This is a genomic window from Vibrio sp. 10N.286.48.B8 (genome assembly GCF_003050085.1).
Taxonomy (GTDB): Bacteria; Pseudomonadota; Gammaproteobacteria; order Enterobacterales; family Vibrionaceae; genus Vibrio; species Vibrio crassostreae.
Genome location: NZ_PIGD01000004.1, coordinates 1 through 18592 on the forward strand (window position 1 = coordinate 1; position 18592 = coordinate 18592).

General features: G+C 44.2%; 19 protein-coding genes. 16 read left to right on the top strand and 3 right to left on the bottom strand.

Annotated elements, in window-relative coordinates; genetic code table 11:
• On the top strand, positions 1–202 hold a 202-nt coding region (locus tag CWO08_RS06330; RefSeq protein WP_146161752.1), incomplete at its 5' end, for an integrase core domain-containing protein.
• A gap of 40 nt (positions 203–242) precedes the next feature.
• Here CWO08_RS06330 and CWO08_RS06335 read toward each other — a convergent pair.
• Positions 243–2228: an acetoacetate--CoA ligase gene (locus CWO08_RS06335; protein ID WP_102478961.1), complete on the bottom strand. Its 1986-nt coding sequence runs from the start codon at positions 2226–2228 to the stop codon at positions 243–245.
• A gap of 199 nt (positions 2229–2427) precedes the next feature.
• On the opposite strand from CWO08_RS06335, the gene phhA reads away from it, so the two are divergent.
• From phhA to CWO08_RS06355, 4 genes are all read left to right on the top strand, one after another.
• A complete protein-coding gene (gene phhA, locus CWO08_RS06340) occupies positions 2428–3222 on the top strand; it encodes a phenylalanine 4-monooxygenase (protein ID WP_017630281.1) in 795 nt (264 codons plus the stop codon).
• Positions 3212–3550 (top strand): 4a-hydroxytetrahydrobiopterin dehydratase, encoded by a 339-nt coding sequence (locus tag CWO08_RS06345; RefSeq protein WP_017102223.1) that lies wholly within the window; start codon positions 3212–3214, stop codon positions 3548–3550. The genes phhA and CWO08_RS06345 overlap by 11 nt, the downstream gene beginning before the upstream one ends.
• Before the next feature lie 249 nt (positions 3551–3799).
• Complete coding sequence (locus CWO08_RS06350) at positions 3800–4009, top strand: DUF3283 family protein (protein WP_102431580.1); 210 nt, start codon at positions 3800–3802, stop codon at positions 4007–4009.
• Positions 4010–4105: 96 nt separating this feature from the next.
• Complete coding sequence (locus tag CWO08_RS06355) at positions 4106–4822, top strand: YebC/PmpR family DNA-binding transcriptional regulator (RefSeq protein ID WP_017057670.1); 717 nt, start codon at positions 4106–4108, stop codon at positions 4820–4822.
• 165 nt (positions 4823–4987) lie between these two features.
• On the opposite strand, the gene CWO08_RS06360 is transcribed toward CWO08_RS06355, so the two are convergent.
• On the bottom strand, positions 4988–5239 hold the full coding sequence (locus CWO08_RS06360; protein WP_057622702.1) for a DUF2798 domain-containing protein: 252 nt from the start codon (positions 5237–5239) through the stop codon (positions 4988–4990).
• Positions 5240–5324: 85 nt separating this feature from the next.
• On the opposite strand from CWO08_RS06360, the gene CWO08_RS06365 reads away from it, so the two are divergent.
• Both CWO08_RS06365 and CWO08_RS06370 read left to right on the top strand, forming a co-directional pair.
• Positions 5325–6227: a LysR family transcriptional regulator gene (locus tag CWO08_RS06365; RefSeq protein WP_102478960.1), complete on the top strand. Its 903-nt coding sequence runs from the start codon at positions 5325–5327 to the stop codon at positions 6225–6227.
• Positions 6228–6239: 12 nt separating this feature from the next.
• Positions 6240–7115 (top strand): NAD(P)-dependent oxidoreductase, encoded by an 876-nt coding sequence (locus tag CWO08_RS06370; RefSeq protein ID WP_102478959.1) that lies wholly within the window; start codon positions 6240–6242, stop codon positions 7113–7115.
• 72 nt (positions 7116–7187) lie between these two features.
• On the opposite strand, the gene CWO08_RS06375 is transcribed toward CWO08_RS06370, so the two are convergent.
• On the bottom strand, positions 7188–8417 hold the full coding sequence (locus CWO08_RS06375; protein ID WP_108020123.1) for an ROK family transcriptional regulator: 1230 nt from the start codon (positions 8415–8417) through the stop codon (positions 7188–7190).
• Positions 8418–8640: 223 nt separating this feature from the next.
• Here CWO08_RS06375 and CWO08_RS06380 point away from each other — a divergent pair, with 223 nt between their 5' ends.
• From CWO08_RS06380 to CWO08_RS06420, 9 genes are all read left to right on the top strand, one after another.
• Positions 8641–10164, top strand: coding sequence for a glycoside hydrolase family 32 protein (locus tag CWO08_RS06380; RefSeq protein ID WP_108020124.1), 1524 nt, complete (start codon positions 8641–8643; stop codon positions 10162–10164).
• 225 nt (positions 10165–10389) lie between these two features.
• Positions 10390–11442, top strand: coding sequence for a class II fructose-bisphosphate aldolase (gene fba / locus CWO08_RS06385; RefSeq protein WP_108020125.1), 1053 nt, complete (start codon positions 10390–10392; stop codon positions 11440–11442).
• 18 nt (positions 11443–11460) lie between these two features.
• Complete coding sequence (locus CWO08_RS06390) at positions 11461–12315, top strand: PfkB family carbohydrate kinase (protein WP_108020126.1); 855 nt, start codon at positions 11461–11463, stop codon at positions 12313–12315.
• Positions 12294–12950, top strand: a complete 657-nt coding sequence (locus CWO08_RS06395; protein ID WP_102432310.1) for a hypothetical protein — start codon at positions 12294–12296, stop codon at positions 12948–12950. The genes CWO08_RS06390 and CWO08_RS06395 overlap by 22 nt, the downstream gene beginning before the upstream one ends.
• A gap of 42 nt (positions 12951–12992) precedes the next feature.
• Positions 12993–14438: a sugar porter family MFS transporter gene (locus CWO08_RS06400; protein WP_048660558.1), complete on the top strand. Its 1446-nt coding sequence runs from the start codon at positions 12993–12995 to the stop codon at positions 14436–14438.
• A gap of 384 nt (positions 14439–14822) precedes the next feature.
• On the top strand, positions 14823–16343 hold the full coding sequence (locus CWO08_RS06405) for a catalase (RefSeq protein ID WP_181360036.1): 1521 nt from the start codon (positions 14823–14825) through the stop codon (positions 16341–16343).
• Positions 16344–16456: 113 nt separating this feature from the next.
• Positions 16457–16921, top strand: a complete 465-nt coding sequence (locus CWO08_RS06410; protein ID WP_102432308.1) for an ankyrin repeat domain-containing protein — start codon at positions 16457–16459, stop codon at positions 16919–16921.
• A gap of 38 nt (positions 16922–16959) precedes the next feature.
• On the top strand, positions 16960–17472 hold the full coding sequence (gene sodC, locus CWO08_RS06415; RefSeq protein ID WP_102432307.1) for a superoxide dismutase family protein: 513 nt from the start codon (positions 16960–16962) through the stop codon (positions 17470–17472).
• Between the two features lie 293 nt (positions 17473–17765).
• The gene (locus tag CWO08_RS06420) at positions 17766–18338 is read left to right on the top strand and encodes a TetR/AcrR family transcriptional regulator (protein ID WP_102432306.1); all 573 of its coding nucleotides are present in this window, start codon (positions 17766–17768) and stop codon (positions 18336–18338) included.
• Positions 18339–18592 lie beyond the last annotated feature (254 nt).

Sequence of the window (18592 nt, forward strand, 5' to 3'; positions counted from 1 at the left end):
ACGCTTCTTTAGAAGCTTGAAGACGGAATGGATACCTACAGTAGGTTATCGGAGCTTTGCAGAGGCACAACAAGAAATTACTCGATACATTATTGGGTATTATTGCCAACTCCGCCCGCACCAATACAACGGTGGTTTGACTCCCAATGAATCAGAACGATTGTTCTGGTTAAACTCTAGGAACGTGGCCAATATCAGTTGACCACTACAGCTTCTCACTCACGCTCTTCTAGGTCTTAACACTAAAGCGAAACTACACGCTTTATCTCTTCCAAAACCTCGGCGTTAGCGATAGCCCCGAGGTTTTCTACATCCTTGCCATTCACGACCTGCTTCACCGCCAGTTCTACCAGTTTTCCTGAGCGTGTTTTTGGCACGTCACTGATCGCAAAAACCTGGCTCGGCACATGCCTTGGCGAGCAAGATGATTTGAGCTTGTGCTTAATGGCGGCCAATAGCGTTTCATTTAGAGCTACACCTTGCTGCAGTTGAACGAACAACCAAATTTGCTCATTGCGGTCGACATCTTTACCGACGGCGATGGAATCTATGATGCCCTCAATGGTGTTCACTTGTTGGTAGATCTCAGCAGTACCAATACGCACACCACCAGGGTTGAGTGTGGTGTCGCCTCGCCCATAGAACAGATAGCCGCCATGCAGACTCTGCGCGACCTCGTCACCGTGATGCCACACATTATCGAACCTGTCCCAATAAGTGCTGTGATAGCGCTCTCCGGTGTCATTCCAGAAGCCAACTGGGAAATTGGGGAGGGAATTGGTACACACCAGTTCACCACGTTCGTGCTCGACTTTATGGCCCGTTGAATTGAATACCTTGATGTCGACGCCAAGCCCTGCCTGTTGGCACTCACCGCGATACACTGGCGAGATAGGGTTACCCAACACAAAACAGCCACAAATATCCGTGCCGCCAGAAATGGATGCTAAATGCAGGTCTTGTTTGATGTGTTTGTAAACGTAATCAAATTGCTCTGGGTAAAGCACAGAACCTGTTGAGCACAGTGTTCTTAAATGAGGCAGAGAGTGGTTTTCTAATGGCGAGAGCTCTGCCTTCTCGATCGCTTCTAGATACTTAGCTGAGGTGCCAAATGTCGATACGTCAGCTCGCTGCGCTAAATCCCATAGAACGTTGGGTTGCGGGTAAACCGGACTACCATCAAAGATCACTAAACAAGCGCCGCTGGCAAGCGCAGAGACGTGCCAGTTCCACATCATCCAACCACAAGTGGTGTAGTAGAACACGCGGTCGTTTGGCTTAACATCGCAATGAAGCTGATGCTCTTTTAGGTGGTTGATGGTGGTGCCACCAACCGAGTGAACAATACACTTTGGCTTGCCTGTTGTGCCGGAAGAGTAGAGTACAAACAATGGTTCATTGAAGCTGACACGCACAAATCGTACAAGTTGTGGCTGATAATGATTGATCATGTTGTGCCAGCTTCGAATCGACACATCATTTTCAAAGTCATTCCTTCCCAAGTAACCGATCTGACACACCTGTTTTAGCTCGGTTAAGTGCTCGATGATTTCACGGTTCTTGTCCGTCATATCGAACGTTTTGCCATTGAAGGTATAGCCATCACAGGTGAACAGCACCTTGGGTTTCACTTGGCCAAATCGTTCAATCACACTCTCGACACCAAAATCAGGCGAGGTCGATGTCCAAATCGCGCCCAAGCTGGTGGTTGCCAGCATCGCTATTACGGTTTGTGGCAGATAGGGCGTATACGCGGCAACCACATCACCTTGCTTCACTCCGCTATCGACAAGCCATTGCTGAACGCTAGAGACCGCTTCACACAGGGTTTTCCATGTATAACTCTGTTGTTCGCCACGTTCATTCTCAAACCAAATCGCAAGCTCATGAGGCATGGTGTGTGCCAAACGCAGCAAGTTCTCAGCGTAGTTTACTTGTGCATTCGGAAACCAAATTGCATCACGATTCGATTTAGGCTGCTGCCAGCGGATCTCACCTTGCGTTTTGATGTCATCCCCTTGCGAGCCAACCACGCCACAAAACTGCCACACGTTTTGCCAAAACGACTCCGGCTGATCCACCGACCATTGATGGAGATCTGCGTAGCTTTGTATGTCTCTATCTCGGTTTAAGTCAGACAGATTAAGGTTGTTGATAAATCGGGTTAAGTTGGCATCGGCGATACGCTGCTCGCTTGGCTGCCAAATTGGCTTATTGCTTTCGTGCATTCCTTTACCTTTAACAAAAAGTTAACGATTTCAGTCTGGTATTTAGGTTTTACAAAGTCAAAAGATCAGCAAAATAAGGGGGGGGCGGAATTGTGTAAATAAAATGTTACACGATCGCCTGTTTCGAAAAGTCGTGTAAATTGGCGGATATAAGGAGTGGAGATAGGCTTAAAGTGAGACATTCGAAAGGAGGTGTGTAATGACTCAATATCATTCTAAGCCCGTGAGCCAAGAGGGATGGGTTGAGTGGAGCCTCGAAGAAGATGCCATTTGGCACGACTTGGTGAAAAGGCAACTGGACGTCATTAGTGACCGCGCTTGTGATGCCTATTTGCACGGTTTGACCCTGCTGGATCTGCCATTAGACAGAGTTCCCCAGCTTCCAGAGATAAACAAAGTGCTAAAGGAAACAACAGGTTGGCAGGTTCAGCCTGTGCCTGCGTTAATCGATTTCGACCGTTTCTTTGATTTGCTCGCGAATAAGAAATTCCCCGTCGCGACATTTTTGAGAACGCGAGACGAGTTCGATTACTTACAAGAACCTGATTTCTTTCATGAAATTTTTGGTCACTGTGCCATGCTCACTAATGCTGATTTCGCAGCATTCACTGAGCATTATGGAAAACTAGGCCAAGCCGCGACATCCAAACAGCGCGCTTACCTTGCCCGTTTGTATTGGTTTACGGTCGAGTTCGGTTTAGTAAAAGAAGGCCAACAATTGAAAATCTATGGCGGTGGCATTCTTTCGTCTCCGGCGGAAACCATGTATGCGTTGGGAGGGGATTTGGCCGTTCGCGAGCGGTTCGATCTGCAAACGGTTTTAAGAACGCCTTATCGCATCGACATCATGCAGCCGAAATATTACGTGATCGACGAGCTATCTGAGCTCTTCAAAATCAGTCAGGAAAACCTATTACAGCAAGCTGATCTCGCGATTGATGCGGGGTTACTACCACCACTTTTTGAACCCAAGGAACCCACACATGTTGAATGAACAAAAATGCGAAGCCTGCAGTATCGACGCGATTGCCTTAAGTAAAGATGAGCAACAATCTTTACTATTGGAGTTGTCAGATTGGCAGATCATGGAAAGAGACGGCATCCCACAGCTTGAGAAGGTGTTTAAGTTTAAGAATTACAAGCAAGCATGGGCATTCAGCAACAAAGTGTCAGAGTTGGCAGAAGAAGAGTTCCACCATCCTTCGATCTTATTGGAGTGGGGCAAAGTCACCGTCACTTGGTGGAGCCACTCAATTAAAGGCCTACATAAAAATGATTTCATCTGCGCCTCACGCTGCGATGTATTCGCGGTGAGTGAGTAGTTTCATAGATTAGAAATCACTCTTTCGCCTTTGTGATGTGATTAACTCATTATTCGGCTCATTAGGTGAGTCGAATAAGCAATACTTTCGCATCATGGGGCGTCACTTCTCTCAAACTAGCTTGACCTGCATCAGCGACTTGCTTGGTTTCGGGTCTCATAAACCCTTTCTGTTACTCATAGTATTGGTTTTATGAGGCTGCTCTATGATATATTTCTCGGCCAAGTGTATTACAGACGAAGGCTAGCAATGTCTATCAACCTTTCACTCCTTCCACCCAGCGAGAAAAATAGAATCGAACTGGATAAGCAAGCATCGTTTCTTGTATGGAAACTGAAGCAAGCGAAATGTGGCCCTGAAGCCATTGTTGAAGAAGCAATGAAGCTAGGTGACCCAGATGAAAAGGTGTGGTTTGAACAGTCTGTAGAAAAATACAAACGGGTAATGGGTGTCGCATAAACGCAGACAAACCTTGCCCAGCAGTGCTGTAGAATTGAAATGACACAGTAATTTGCTAGAATTTGCACCGTTAATTGAATCAGAGAGAAGATCCCGATGGGAAGAAGTTTTGAAGTGCGCAAGGCCTCAATGGCGAAAACTGCAGGCGCAAAAATTAAAGTTTATTCTAAATACGGTAAAGAGATTTACGTACTGGCTAAGAACGGCAGCTCTGACCCAGACATGAACCTACCTCTTAAGCACCTGATTGCTAAAGCGAAGAAAGACCAAGTACCAGCTCACGTTATCGACAAAGCGATCGATAAAGCGAACGGCGGCGGCGGTGAAGACTTCCAACCAGCTCGTTACGAAGGTTTTGGCCCAGGTGGCACAAGCGTGATCGTTGACTGTCTAACTGACAACGGCAACCGTACTTTCCAAGACGTTCGCCAATGTTTCGTTAAGACTGGCGCGAAAATCGGTGTTGAAGGTACTGTTTCTCACATGTTCGCTCACCAAGCTGTATTCCAGTTCAAAGGCGAAGATGACGAGATCATCCTAGAAACGCTAATGATGGAAGACGTAGACGTGACTGACGTTGAGCTAGAAGACGGTGTTATCACTGTATTCGCTCCAACGACTGAGTTCTTCAAAACGAAGACAGCACTAAACACTGCGTTCCCAGAGCTAACTCTAGACGTTGAGGAAATCACTTTTGTTCCTCAAACGACTACGCCAGTAGCTGAAGAAGATTCTGAGAAGTTCCAGAAGTTCTTAGACATGCTTGACGACTGTGATGATGTTCAGCAGGTTTACCACAACGCTGAGCTGTAATCTTTACAGTAACAACAGTTATTAAAAAACCGAGCCTAGTGCTCGGTTTTTTTATGGGCGTAATTCAGGCGTTTATCCATGAACAGCGTTTTTTGAACGCATCTCTTTGGTCGCAGCCTCTTAATGATATTGTCTAGAACATAGCTCCTGAACATTAACCCTTGATCATCGTTCCGTGATCTCAGGTTCGCAAAGCGTTCTCGGGCGACAAATCCATGCAGAGAGTTTTCTGATCAAAGGGAGCACGGTGAGGTTGAGCACGATGGCACACGGCCAAGCAATGAAAAAGCTTTGCATCCAGATTGGCGGCCATTCGTGGCTGAACCCCATTTTGTAGCCAGAAATTAACCCAGACATGATGGTCGCCATGGTCAGGGAGGATAAAATCGCGGTTACCCAAAATTGTTTGTTGTTCATATTATGTTTCTCCCGTGATTTTCTGTTGTTGATGAGATAAGGTTACTCCTATCCATTAATGAGAAAAATAGGCACATATAGAAGTATGAATTCCATATTTGGAAACATTGATGATCTGTTCTTATTCTGTGCAGTGGTTGAAGAGGGCTCTTTGCTATCAGCCTCGAAACGGCTGCAACTGCCTGTGTCGACTATGTCACGTCGGTTAACCGCATTGGAAGATCGCCTTAATATCCGACTTTTGGAAAAGAAAGGTCGTGAGCTGGTGGCCACTAAAGACGGCGAGGCGGCCTTTGCTGCACTGAGCAGTGGCATGGAGTCTATCCATCAAGGCTTTAATAGCTTGTTGGAAGAGCGTGATGCTATCCAAGGCAAGATTAAGCTCGCAGTGCCTCATAACTTCTACAGTGGCTTTCTACGCTCGACGGTAGAGCAATTTCTCACTCAATATTCAAAGGTTCAACTCGACCTAACCCTGAGCCAGCAGCAGCTTATTCCACAGACCGATCGTGACTTACTGATCACGTTTAAGATCTCGGATATGGAAGGCATGATTGCTCGACCACTTTTCAAAGCCAAACACGGATTTTATGCAAGCCCAGAATACTTAGATTCGCGAGCAACAATAGAAAAGCCTGACGACTTAGAGCTTCAAGATTGGATTAACGTTGATGATGTGTTTGATATGCCGCTCTACAAATCCGACCGCTTAGAGCAGATGATCACGATTAAACCTAAGTTCATCGTTAACGACATTCATGCGGTGGCAGCAGCGGCGCAAAAAGGCTTAGGGCTTGCATCATTGCCTTTTCGTCATGTATCCCGAGAGATGAATTTGATTCAAGTGCTTCCCGAATATCATCGGGGTGATCGCCAAGCGTATTTAGTGTACAAAGAAAGAAAATATCAGCCAAAGGCTTTGACCTTGCTTATTGATGCATTGATTGAGAGTGTTCGATCTTTTCATAGCGATGACTTGGTCAAATAAAAGGAGAAAGAAATGAAAGTAAGTTTTATCGGGCTAGGCGTTATGGGCTTCCCAATGGCAGGTCACCTAGTCAAAGCTGGTTTCGAAGTAACGGTATTTAACCGCACTCACAGCAAAGCGCTAGACTGGGCTGATAAACACCAAGGTAAAGCGGCAGAATCTGTGGCTGAGTGTGTCGCAGAAGCCGACGTGGTATTGGTTTGTGTGGGTAACGATGACGACGTGCGCAGCATGACAACCAGCGAAACAGGCGCACTGGCTGCAATGAAGCCAAACGCGATTCTTGTCGACCACACAACAACGTCTGCAATCCTGTCTGAAGAGCTTGAAGTGGCTGCGAAGCAATCACGTGTTCGCTTTATGGATGCACCAGTATCTGGTGGCCAAGCAGGCGCAGAAAACGGCGTGCTAACTATCATGTGTGGTGGTGAGCAAGAGCTATTCAACGACCTTCAACCTGTATTCGAAGCTTACGGTAAATCGTCAGTTCTGATGGGTAAAGTCGGCCAAGGCCAACGCGCAAAAATGGTTAACCAGATCTGCATCGCGGGTGTATTGAACGGCTTATCTGAAGGCTTGGTACTTGCTGAAAAATCAGGTTTGGATATCCCAACTCTGGTTGATTGCCTTAAAAACGGCGCAGCAGGTTCATGGCAGATGGAAAACCGTGCTACCACAATGGCGCAAGACAAGTTCGATTTCGGCTTCGCAATTGATTGGATGATCAAAGATTTAGGTTTCTGCCTAGATGAAGCAGAACGTCAAGGCATCCAACTTCCGTTGACTGAAAAGACTAACAACGCTTACAAGGCATTGTCTGCTGAAGGACAAGGCCGCATGGATACATCAGTATTGATGAAAGCCGTGGTTGAAGAAACAAAGAAGTAATAGAAGCTTCGTTTAGATAACTAAAAATAGCCGCTGATTAGCGGCTATTTTTTTGGTTTGTGTTAGCTAACTTTATTTAGAACTTTCAGGTGTGTTGGTGGCTTTAATCCCTAGATGTGCTAAAGGCAAAAGTAGCTCATTTGACATCACGTTGTGATAATTTCCTTTATGAACCAAATCTTCATCACTTTCATCAAGAACCAGTTCGATATTGCTTGCCAGATCCGGAAGTAATAAACGAAATGTGTATTCCTTTACACGATTTAAGAAATCAGCCCCTAATTGCGTCAGTTCATCACCAATTACCACTAAATCAGGGTTTAATTGGTTAATATTGTTTACTAATCCATGTGCTAAGCACTTAGCTAAGTAATCAACCGCGTTTATCGCAGCAGATTCTCTGTCATGAAATGCATTTACTACCATTTCAAAGTCCGCGGATGCTAATGAGGCCTCTTCCTTGTAACGTTCAACCAAGGCCGTTGTTGAGCTATACAGCTCAAGGCAACCTAGATTGCCACACTTACATTGCGGCCCTTGAAAATTGATTGATGTGTGACCAATCTCTCCAGCCGTCCCTAAACTACCGTGATAAACCTGCCCTTCAATCACGAGGCCTGAACCTACACCCTGCCCAAGAGATACATACAGTAAAACGCTTGCTTCATAAGTGCTTTGTAGCTGGCGCCAAACCGCGAGTGCAGCCAATTTTGCATCATGGCCTGCATAGATTGGATAGTCTGGAAATTGCTCTCGCATGTGGGAAATAAAATCAACATCTTGCCAATTTTTTGCGTCGGTCATCAGTATAATTTTATTATCTTGCTCTAAGAATGGGCCGGGCATCGCAACCGAGATCCCTAAAATATCACCTTCCTGCTCATTCAGAACATCGCTCACTTGCTTGGTCAAATACTCGATCAGCTCTTCTGGGCTATTATCAGTATTAATTGGTTTGACTAGGCTGGTTAGCGAAACACCATTGAGATCGTAGGTATCAATTGAGAAGTTAGTACGCTGTATTCGAACGGACACAATTCGTAGATGTTGGGTATTGAACCCCAAATAAATAGAGCTTCGACCACGTGCCGCTTTTCGCACACCAGTTTCAACAATAAGCCCTTGTTCTATTAGAGGTTTTATCGCTCTAGTTACCGTCGCTTGGTCAAGTCCAACCAATTGGCTGATCTCTTTTCTGGAGCAACTACCACTATTGTGAAGTGCATTAAGAATGACGCGCTTATTATGATTTTGTACATCATCTAACGAAACGCCCAGTCCGCTTCTCATAGGCTTATTCATAGTTCTCCTGACCAATTTGATCTGCAATAACGTTCCAATGGATCTACACAATATATAGAAAAAGTTAAGTTTCAATAAAATCATATAGTTAGAAATTGAGTCTACTTTACTTATGTGAGCGCAATCTCAAGTTCATCATACTATATTTGTTAGCTGCAATTAAATGAAATATATTTGATTGCAGGTTGCAATTAAATATATTTCGATAACATTGGAGGTCCTTGTGGTATTCGATAAGAAGAAGCATCAGGCAATTATTGATCAAGTTGAAGAATACATCGCTGAGCATAAAGATACGGTTAAGCAGCACCATTGGCGTGAACATTACCATTACCAAGCACCGGTAGGCTGGATTAATGACCCGCATGGACTGATTCAATATCAGGGTAAATACCACCTTTTCTATCAACATCATCCTTTTACTGGCAAGTGGGGAACCATGCACTGGGGACATGCAGTCAGCGAAGATCTCATTCACTGGGAAACACTGCCAGAAGCTTTAGCACCAAGCGAAGAATATGACGGCTGGGATGGCGGAGGTATCTTCACGGGTAGTGCTGTGAATAACGATGGTGTGATGACTCTTTTCTATACGGGATGTGCACAAGCTCGCCAAGTTCAATGTATGGCAACGTCGACTGATGGCGTTAACTTTGACAAATATGACGGGAACCCAATCTTATCTGATCCACCAGAGGGAATTAACCTACATGACTTCCGCGATCCAAAGGTTTGGAAGCATGAAGGCTCATGGTACATGGTGACTGGTGTAACAGATGGCGTGAGCGATCTAATTACCCCATCAAACTACGAGACCAATGGATTCGGGAAAGTCTGCCTTCACAAATCAGACAATTTAACCGATTGGGAATTCGTAGGTTATTGTGTAGAGAGTATGGGCGAACTCGGGACAATGCTTGAGTGCCCAAATATCTTCAAATTGGGTGACAAACACGTCCTTATGTATTCACCTATGGGTATGCAACAGCGTCAAGTAGTTTACCTTGTTGGTGACCTTGATTACCGAACCGGTAAGTTCCATTGGTCTACGATGGGCTCTCTAGATTGGGGGTTCGACTACTACGCACCACAAGTATTCGATGATGAGAATGGGCGCACTCTCATTCAAGCTTGGATCGGTTCATGGCCATTCATGCCATGGTGTGATGGCACTTACGATACCAGTGAACTGGGTTGGTACGGTAGTATCACTTTGGCCCGAGAAGTCTCTTTATGTCACGATGGGAAACTGAAGTTCACGCCTGTGCAAGAAGTTGAAAAATTGCGCCATTCTCCAAAAAGACATACAGAGCTCCAGTTAAACGATGGTGAAAAATTCGCATTTGAAGCTGGTGATAATGTTCACTGTGAAATCATTGCGGACATTGACCTAGCTGCTAGCGATTGTGACAGCGTTGTATTTGAAATTCGCAGTAAAGGTGAGCAGAAAACACTGATTGAGTTGGATCTAAAGAAAGGCGAACTGGCTTTTGATCGTACTCAATCGGGCAGTCGTTCAGCCTTACGTAGAACATGTCCACTAGAGTGTGCGAGTAAAGATCGAGCAAACATCCGTATCTTTATGGACAGTATTTCTGTTGAAATCTTTACCGATGGCGGCCGTACTGTGATGACCAATAACATCTTCTCTGATGAAGATAGTGCAGGTCTCTATGTATACGCTAAGAACGGTAATGCAAGAATTGAGACACTAAAAACATTTGGTATGAAAAGTGTTGCTGAGTAACTGATTCAGCTTTCTCCTTCTTCTTTTTAGCCCAGCTTATTGCTGGGCTTTTTTGTCCCTCAAAAAATATTCCCTTAAAAAAAGTCCTTTTTATCCCACTCAAATAACGATCCTCAAAACAAAAACACGATCCTTTTCACATTCTAAATTCTATTTAATTGTTTCTTGCAATTAAATTAAGTAAGTTTAATTGCAAGAAGCAATTAAATCACTTTGGAGAAGAAAATGGCTATCGTTACACTAAGACAATTACTGGATCACGCAGCAGAAAATGGTTACGCAGTTCCAGCATTCAACATCAGCAACATGGAGCAAGGACTTGCTATTGTTCGCGCTGCAGCAAAATGTAATTCAGGTGTCATTCTGCAGGCGAGCATCAATGCTCGTAAAAGCTACGCTGGTGACGTGATGCTTTATAAGATGGTTTGTGCTCTCGCTGAAATGTTCCCGAAAACACCAATCGTTCTTCACCAAGATCATGGCAACAGCGAAGAAACATGCTTGTCAGCAATTCGCCACGGTTTTACATCGGTAATGATGGATGGCTCATTGGAGCGTGATGCTTCAACACCAAGCAGCTACGATTACAATGTAGATATTACTTCTCGTATCGCTCAATCTGCGCACTGGGTAGGTGCTTCAGTTGAAGGTGAGTTGGGTTGTATTGGCTCTTTAGAAACTGGTGAAGCTGAAGCTGAAGATGGCGTTGGTGCTGCTGGTATCCTTGAAAAGAGCCAACTGCTAACAGACCCAGATCAAGCCGTTGATTTTGTGAAAAGAACAAAGGTTGACGCACTAGCTATCGCTTGTGGTACAAGCCATGGTGCTTACAAGTTCACTCGCAAACCGGATGGCGATATCTTAGCGATGAACGTTATCGAAGAAATTCACTCGAAGCTCCCAACGACTCACCTAGTTATGCATGGTGCCTCATCGGTTCCTCAATACCTTCAAGATATGATCAATGAGAATGGCGGTGAAATGCCTCAAACATATGGTGTGCCAATCGAAGAAATTGAGCGTGGTATCAAACATGGTGTTCGTAAGGTAAATATCGATACTGATTGTCGTATGGCGATGTCTGGTCGCTTCCGAGAACTAGCGATGAAAAACCCACAAGAGTTTGACCCTCGTAAGTTCCTATTAGCAGGAATGGATGAGCTAACGGCACTTTGTTTAAACCGATTTGAACGATTTGGTTGTGCTGGTCACGGTGACAAGATTACACCAATTTCTATGGATGATATGGCTGCACGCTACGCTAGCGGTGAGCTGTAATTCAAAGGAGTTCTACGTATGGGAAATTGTGTATTTATAGGCAGAAGCACGATTGATTTGATGAGCTTTGTTGAAGTGATGCCTGATCCTGATAAAAAGGTGAATGCAATTGCTGATTTTATTGGTGGTGGTGGGTCTGCACTCAATGCTGCCATTGCATGCAACGCATTAGGCTCTGATGTACACCTTTGGACATGTTTAGGTAAAGAGCACCTCTATAAATCGATAGTGACAGCAGAGCTTAATGAACACGAAATTTCGGTTGTGGATTTAAGTTTAGACGATGAATACCAGCTACCACTATCGAACATTATCTCTGCAAAGCAAACGGCATCTAGGCTCATCGTCAACGCCAGTCAGCCCGATTGCGAAAAGGTGATGAGTTTAGACCCGAAGTGGCTAGATAATGCAAAGCTCGTATTACTTGATCAATATGAGCATCCGTTTGTTAGCGCAAACGTACAAGCTTTGGCTGAGTTTACTGGGGATATTGTGTTAGACGCTGGTACTTGGAAATCGCACAGCGACCAGTTTTTATCTCTCTGTACTATTCCTATTGTTTCAGAGGAATTCACCAATGGTGACAAAGACAAAATGCAGGCACTTTGCGACCAACACGGGATCAAAAAGTGGGCAATGACGCTGGGCGACAAAGGTGTTTTTTATAGTGATGAGTCCGGTAGCGGGTTAATCCCTGCACCTAAAGTGGATGCTATCGATACACTAGGTGCTGGAGATATTTTCCATGGGGCTTTTTGCCATTACTACTCAGAGAGTCAAGATTTCCGTGACTCTCTGAAGAAAGCTAGTCACATAGCGGCATTATCATGTACCGAATTAGGAACCAGATCATGGCTAAAACACATTCGTTAACGGTTGATGACATTGCAAGCGTTCCTCAACTGGTCGCCAACACCTACCAAGAGTCTGGGAAACAAATTCTTGTCATCGGTATCTCTGGTGCTCCAGCGACGGGTAAATCAACATTGTCTGAATCCCTGCTGTCTGGACTGTCACAGTTAGGATTTAAAGCCCAACTTTGTCCAATGGACGGCTTTCACTACCCCAATTCGGTACTGAAAGAGAAAGGACTGACGTCAGTCAAAGGTAGCATCGAAACATTTGATGTAACCTCATTAGCACATTTGCTTTCCAAAGCGGTGACGCCAAACACTGACGCATTCTTTTGGCCGAAATACTGTCGTGAGTTACACGATCCCATTGCAGAAGGTTTTTTAATTGAGCCAGACACTCAAATTATTTTACTCGAGGGCAATTACATCTACTCAATCGACGAAGACTGGCGACCAGTCAGCGATTTAATTGACTTGAAGATCTTTCTCACAGCGAGTGAAGAAGTACTCAGAGAGCGATTAATATCAAGACACCTAGCTGGTGGAAAGTCGAAAAAAGAGGCGCTCGATAAAACCGAGCGCGTGGATCTAGTCAATGCGTTAAAAATAAAACAATACGAATCAAACGCAGACTACGTAATCCAGACGCACTAGAACAGCGTCCCATGTACCCTACAATTCTCATGGAGAGATCAAATGATTCTTAGCGAAAACAATAAGAAGATGTTCTTTTTAACATTCATTTGCGCTGCGGCAACGATTGGTGGGTTCCTATTTGGAATGGACACCATTGTTATTGGCGGCACGATCACGCAAATCACACAACAGTTCGAATTATCGACCTTACAACAAGGCTGGTATGTATCATCAGCGCTTGTGGGGTGCTTATTTGGTAGCATAATCGCAGGTCCTATTGCTGACTATGCTGGGCGTAAAAAACCTCTGATGCTAGGTGCTTTACTAGCTATCGTATCGGTTCTTGGCTGCATGTACGCAGACTCATTCAACTTACTGATCTGGGCACGTATCATTGGTGGCTTTGGCATCGGTATCGCGACCGTGGTTTGCCCGATGTACATTGCAGAAGTAGCTCCAGCAAGGCATAGAGGAAAACTCAGTAATCTATTTCAAGTGGCAATTGTGATCGGTTTAACTTGCTCAGTGATCACCAACACATTGATTGTTAACTACAGCCAGGCTGCCGTTGTTACGGGTCATTACCTTGACCATTTCTTTATTACTGAAAACTGGCGTGGCATGTTCTCTGTTGAATTTTTGCCTGCAGTTATTTTCCTTGGTTTGGTAGCATTTTTTCCGGAATCACCTCGTTGGTTGATATCTAAAGCTAGAGAAAAAGAAGCGGCTAACATTCTGAGAAAGTTCTTAACCAAGGGTGAAGCAGAAGAAGCGATTATTGAATGTCGTCAGGTAATTCGCTCAGAGAAAGCAGGATCATATAAACAATTAGTCAAAAATCCGGTGATGCGTTTCGGCTTGATGACGGGTGTATTACTAGCAATATGGTCAGAGTGGTCTGGCGTAACTGTTGTGATGTACTACGGCCCTGTAATGCTAGAAGAGATAATGGGCAACCAAGGTTCTGCACTGGGAGGTTTTGGTTGGATCTGCTTAGTAAGCGTTATATTTACCTCTTTATCAATGGTATTCATCGATAAAGTGGGTCGCAGAAAAATGCTAATAACCTCTGCACTTGGTTGTTTCACTTGCCTGATTGGTTTGGCAATATTCTTCGACAGACCTGATACTCCACCTATGTTGATAGTTGGCTTAATGGCGTTCTTTGTTGCCTTCACAGCACTCGGTTTAGGCCCTCTGAAGTTCACGATTTCAGCTGAGATTTTACCAACTTCAGTCCGTGGCCGCGCGGTCTCAATAACAACGGCAGCAATCTGGATTCAAGGTGTTATCTTGAACTCATTTACACCAGCTTTTAGAGAATCATTTGGAACATCGGCACTGTTCATCATGTTCGCGATTATCCTGCTTGGCCAAGTTTGGTTTGCCATCAAAATCCTTCCAGAGACAGCAAACCGCAGTTTAGAAAGCATCGAGAAAGAGTTAAAGCAACGATTTGATATAAAAGAGGTCGAAGGTAAAGAACTTCAACCAAAGCAAGTATAGCGATTAGTTGTTGTTAATATAGATAGAGCCTCCAGTATGTGGAGGCTTTTTTACTTTCACGTATATTCCCACTCATACCCTCTCTAAACCATTCACTCCTTATTATTATCATTCGTCTCATTGATAAAACGGCGTGACAGTTTGTGGCTAACCTTTCAACGTCAACCTTTGAAAGGGATTAGAAATCGCGAGTATTTGGGCTGTTATTTTTCTCTATTCGAACCAACTTAATCACTCCATCGTTTTCACCTATTGAATCTATCGTTATTTCCCATTACACAAATGTAAACATTGAAGTTATATTCTTGGTGGGCAGAAAAGAGCTTTTGAATATCCATTTACCACTCGACTGGTTTAATGGTTAGCACGCATTGGAGAGCAACCATGCAGATGTCAAAAAGCTTTTTATTAATTACAGTTGGCTTAGCCAGCACATCTCTACAGGCTCAAACCCTGACAAGAGACAACGGTGCACCAGTAGGTGATAACCAAAACTCCATAACAGCAGGTGAGAATGGCAGTGTATTACTGCAAGACGTCCATCTGATCCAAAAATTGCAGCGTTTTGCCAGAGAACGTATTCCTGAGCGTGTTGTTCATGCTCGTGGTACGGGCGCACATGGTGAATTCGTCGCTTCTGGTAATTTTAGTGATTTAACGGTTTCCGACCCTTTTACTAATAAAGGTAAGGTGACTCCTGTTTTCGTTCGTTTTTCGACCGTTATTCACTCTAAAGGATCACCAGAAACACTTCGCGACCCGCGTGGTTTCGCCACCAAATTTTATACTGAACAGGGTAACTGGGATCTGGTAGGGAATAATCTGCCTGTGTTCTTTATTCGTGATTCGATTAAGTTTCCGGATATGGTGCACTCTCTAAAACCGTCTCCAGTCACCAACGTTCAGGATCCAAACCGATTCTTCGACTTCTTTAGCAGTGAGCCGGGTGCGACCAACATGTTGACTTGGGTGTACAGCAATTTAGGTACGCCTGCGAGCTATCGCACCATGGATGGCTTTGGGGTTCATGCTTATAAGTGGATCAATAAGCAAGGCGACGTGAACTATGTGAAGTTCCAATGGAAGACTCAGCAAGGCGTTAAAAGCCTTCGCCCAGATCAAGTCACTGAGATACAAGGTAAAGAGTTCAACCATCTTACCAATGACCTTTATGCTGAAATTGGCTTAGGGAATTACCCTAAATGGGACCTTTACGTGAAGGTATTGTCTCCTGAGGCATTGAGAAAACTTGACTACAACGGACTCGATGCAACCAAAGTATGGCTGAATGTGCCAGATCAAAAAGTCGGCACTATGACGCTGAATCGTCTACCTGAAAACTTCTTTTTAGACACCGAACAGTCGGCATTTTCGCCTTCGAATCTGATTCCTGGTATCGAGCCGTCGGAAGACCGTTTGTTGCAAGGTCGTTTGTTTGCTTATTCAGATACGCAGCTTTACCGTTTGGGCGCTAACCTGTTTCAACTGCCAGTAAATCGTCCGTTAACGCCAGTGAGCAATCATAACCAAAATGGCTTTAGTAATAATGCATCGTTAACAAACGGTGATATTAACTATGAGCCAAGCCGAAAACTAGAGTTGGCAGAAGATGTTCAATTCAAAGCCGTAGAAACCAAGCTTGTTGGTACGGTGCAACAAAAAGCGATCAGCAATCCACGAAATTTCTATCAAGCGGGTGTGCAGTACCGCAGCATGAATGAACAAGACAAAAGTGATTTGATTGCTAACCTCGCTGGTGACTTGAATAAGGTGACGGACAAAGGCATCAAAACGACGATGGTGAGCTACTTCTATCGTGCAGACAAACAGTATGGAACGCGTTTGGCTAAAGCCACTGGTACCAGTATGTCACGAGTGGAAAAACTCTCGCAAGCGAACAATTAAGCAACAACGTAAGACGTAAAGTTTTGGCCTGCGGGAGATTTATCTGCTCTTTTCTGCCCGAAAATCAGGGCTCCTGTAGGCCATTCTCTAATCATGTTAGTTAGGGGGAATAAATGAAAATCGTATTTTTATTCAGCTCCGTTTTTTTCTCTTTGATCTTCTCGCTCAGCTTATTGGCTGCTGACGACAAACTGGAAGAGGAATACCAATCTCTGGTTGGGTTGTTCTTTGATGCCGCTCGTATTGGTAACAATGACGTGATCGATGCATTTGTTTCTCAAGGCTTCCCCGTTGATCAACGCAATAACCAAAGTTACACCGCACTCATGGTCGCTGCTTATCAAGGAAACAGAGAAACCGTGGGGCTTTTACTCGATTCTGGTGCCAATGCATGCCTGCAAGACAAGCGTGGAAACACCGCTTTGATGGGGGCATTGATTAAACGCGAAATTAGTATTGCGAAAGACTTGTACCAAGCGGAGTGTTCCCCAGAATTGCGTAATAAAGCAGGACTTAATTTGAAAGAATTTGCCGAAATCTATGGTCAATTCAATGTGCTGAAATCCCTTTCGCACTAAATGAAGTGTGCTAATAACAATAAAAAGGACGTAATAATATGAACAAAACAACATGGCTTGCTGCACTCGCCCTTATCTCTTCTCCTGTTTTTGCTGAAGTAGTGAATGTTGAAATGATCGATCTTGGCTCGGGTCAGTCAACCGGAACTGTAATGATAAGCTCAAGTGAATACGGAGCTGTTTTTACGCCGGCATTGAAAGACTTACCCGTTGGTACGCATGGCTTCCATGTACACGCCAATGGTTCGTGCGATAGCATCACAAAAGATGGCAAAATCATACTCGGTGGAGCCGCTGGCGGACATTATGACCCAGAGAAAACGGGCAAGCATGGTTTCCCTTGGACGGATGATAATCACCTTGGCGATTTACCACCGCTTTACGTCAATGCTCATGGTGTAGCTGACCAGCCAGTAATGGCGCCAAGAGTGACGTTAGATGACGTGAAAGGTAGAGCGTTGATGATCCACGCTGGCGGTGACAACCATTCAGACCATCCAGCTAAACTTGGCGGCGGTGGTGCACGCATTGTCTGTGGCGTGATTAAGTAATCTCTTCTTTAAGAGTTACAAAAAGCGCTCCAACTTATTTGGGGCGCTTTTTGTATTTAGGGATGACACTTATCTTTAACGCAGAACTCTCATTAATCACTTAGGCTTTTGTTGGCTAAAACAGAGCGTTAAGGCATTTACTTCCACTGACTGAAAAGGCCAGCAAGGCTGACTAGCGGCTATTTTTTGTCAGCACATTCGACCTTTACAATCCCTTGATACCCATACCTACTGATAGATAGGCGAGATCTGTGAACTATGCTATATTCCCCTAAAATATAGGTGGAATTAATATGAAAGAACTTAATCCAACGGCAGAAAAGATCGTCGATTTAGCTGAAAGTTATATGCAAAGCAGAGGCTTTAATGGTTTCAGTTTTCGCGATATTCAAAATGAGCTTGGGATAAAGACTGCGAGTATCCATTATCATTTCAAAACTAAACAAGACCTGGCTCAAGTGGTATTTGAACGTTACCTTGCGAATTACGAAGTTGCGTTAAAGCGTATCGAGAGTCAAGATATCTTTGCAGAAGGTAAAATTGAAGCATTAGCCGACATTTTTGTTGATGTACGCGAGAACAACAAACTGTGCCTATGTGGTATGTATGCTTCTGATTTCTATTTTTTAGCGGATGGTTTGGAAAGCCTATTGTCTAAATTTGTTCAAATCAATGAAGATTTTATCCGTAAAAGCATAGAGCAGGGGATTGCGAGCGGACACTTTCGTTCTGGATTAGAAGCTACTCAAGCTGCGAGGCTAATTTTTGTCGCTTTGGAGGGGGGGATTTTACTGTCTCAATTCAAGGACACAGATTATATCCGTTCGGTGAAAGCCAGCTGTTTAAACATTCTGAAGGCGTCATAGTTTATCGATTAGATTGCGGCAATATCAATGGGTTTTACAAGAGGCATTGTCGTTGCGCGATAGATAGGTAGGACGTAGCGCAACCCAAAAGAGATTGTTGTTTTGAAAGCGAGGCTGAGCCCTCGCTTTTTTTATGTCTGAAAACTCACCATTGGACAAAATTCGTAATGGATTTGACTCACTAAGTGGCGTTGTAGACACTTTCCATGAGACGAATACATATTTTTATAAAAATAGTTTAACTTATTATGTTA

Coding starts and splice junctions, on each gene's coding strand:
- CWO08_RS06335 (WP_102478961.1), bottom strand. CDS start 2,228: ATGCACGAAAGCAATAAGCCAATTTGGCAGCCAAGCGAGCAGCGTATC.
- phhA (WP_017630281.1), top strand. CDS start 2,428: ATGACTCAATATCATTCTAAGCCCGTGAGCCAAGAGGGATGGGTTGAG.
- CWO08_RS06345 (WP_017102223.1), top strand. CDS start 3,212: ATGTTGAATGAACAAAAATGCGAAGCCTGCAGTATCGACGCGATTGCC.
- CWO08_RS06350 (WP_102431580.1), top strand. CDS start 3,800: ATGTCTATCAACCTTTCACTCCTTCCACCCAGCGAGAAAAATAGAATC.
- CWO08_RS06355 (WP_017057670.1), top strand. CDS start 4,106: ATGGGAAGAAGTTTTGAAGTGCGCAAGGCCTCAATGGCGAAAACTGCA.
- CWO08_RS06360 (WP_057622702.1), bottom strand. CDS start 5,239: ATGAACAACAAACAATTTTGGGTAACCGCGATTTTATCCTCCCTGACC.
- CWO08_RS06365 (WP_102478960.1), top strand. CDS start 5,325: ATGAATTCCATATTTGGAAACATTGATGATCTGTTCTTATTCTGTGCA.
- CWO08_RS06370 (WP_102478959.1), top strand. CDS start 6,240: ATGAAAGTAAGTTTTATCGGGCTAGGCGTTATGGGCTTCCCAATGGCA.
- CWO08_RS06375 (WP_108020123.1), bottom strand. CDS start 8,417: ATGAATAAGCCTATGAGAAGCGGACTGGGCGTTTCGTTAGATGATGTA.
- fba (WP_108020125.1), top strand. CDS start 10,390: ATGGCTATCGTTACACTAAGACAATTACTGGATCACGCAGCAGAAAAT.
- CWO08_RS06390 (WP_108020126.1), top strand. CDS start 11,461: ATGGGAAATTGTGTATTTATAGGCAGAAGCACGATTGATTTGATGAGC.
- CWO08_RS06395 (WP_102432310.1), top strand. CDS start 12,294: ATGGCTAAAACACATTCGTTAACGGTTGATGACATTGCAAGCGTTCCT.
- CWO08_RS06400 (WP_048660558.1), top strand. CDS start 12,993: ATGATTCTTAGCGAAAACAATAAGAAGATGTTCTTTTTAACATTCATT.
- CWO08_RS06405 (WP_181360036.1), top strand. CDS start 14,823: ATGCAGATGTCAAAAAGCTTTTTATTAATTACAGTTGGCTTAGCCAGC.
- CWO08_RS06410 (WP_102432308.1), top strand. CDS start 16,457: ATGAAAATCGTATTTTTATTCAGCTCCGTTTTTTTCTCTTTGATCTTC.
- sodC (WP_102432307.1), top strand. CDS start 16,960: ATGAACAAAACAACATGGCTTGCTGCACTCGCCCTTATCTCTTCTCCT.
- CWO08_RS06420 (WP_102432306.1), top strand. CDS start 17,766: ATGAAAGAACTTAATCCAACGGCAGAAAAGATCGTCGATTTAGCTGAA.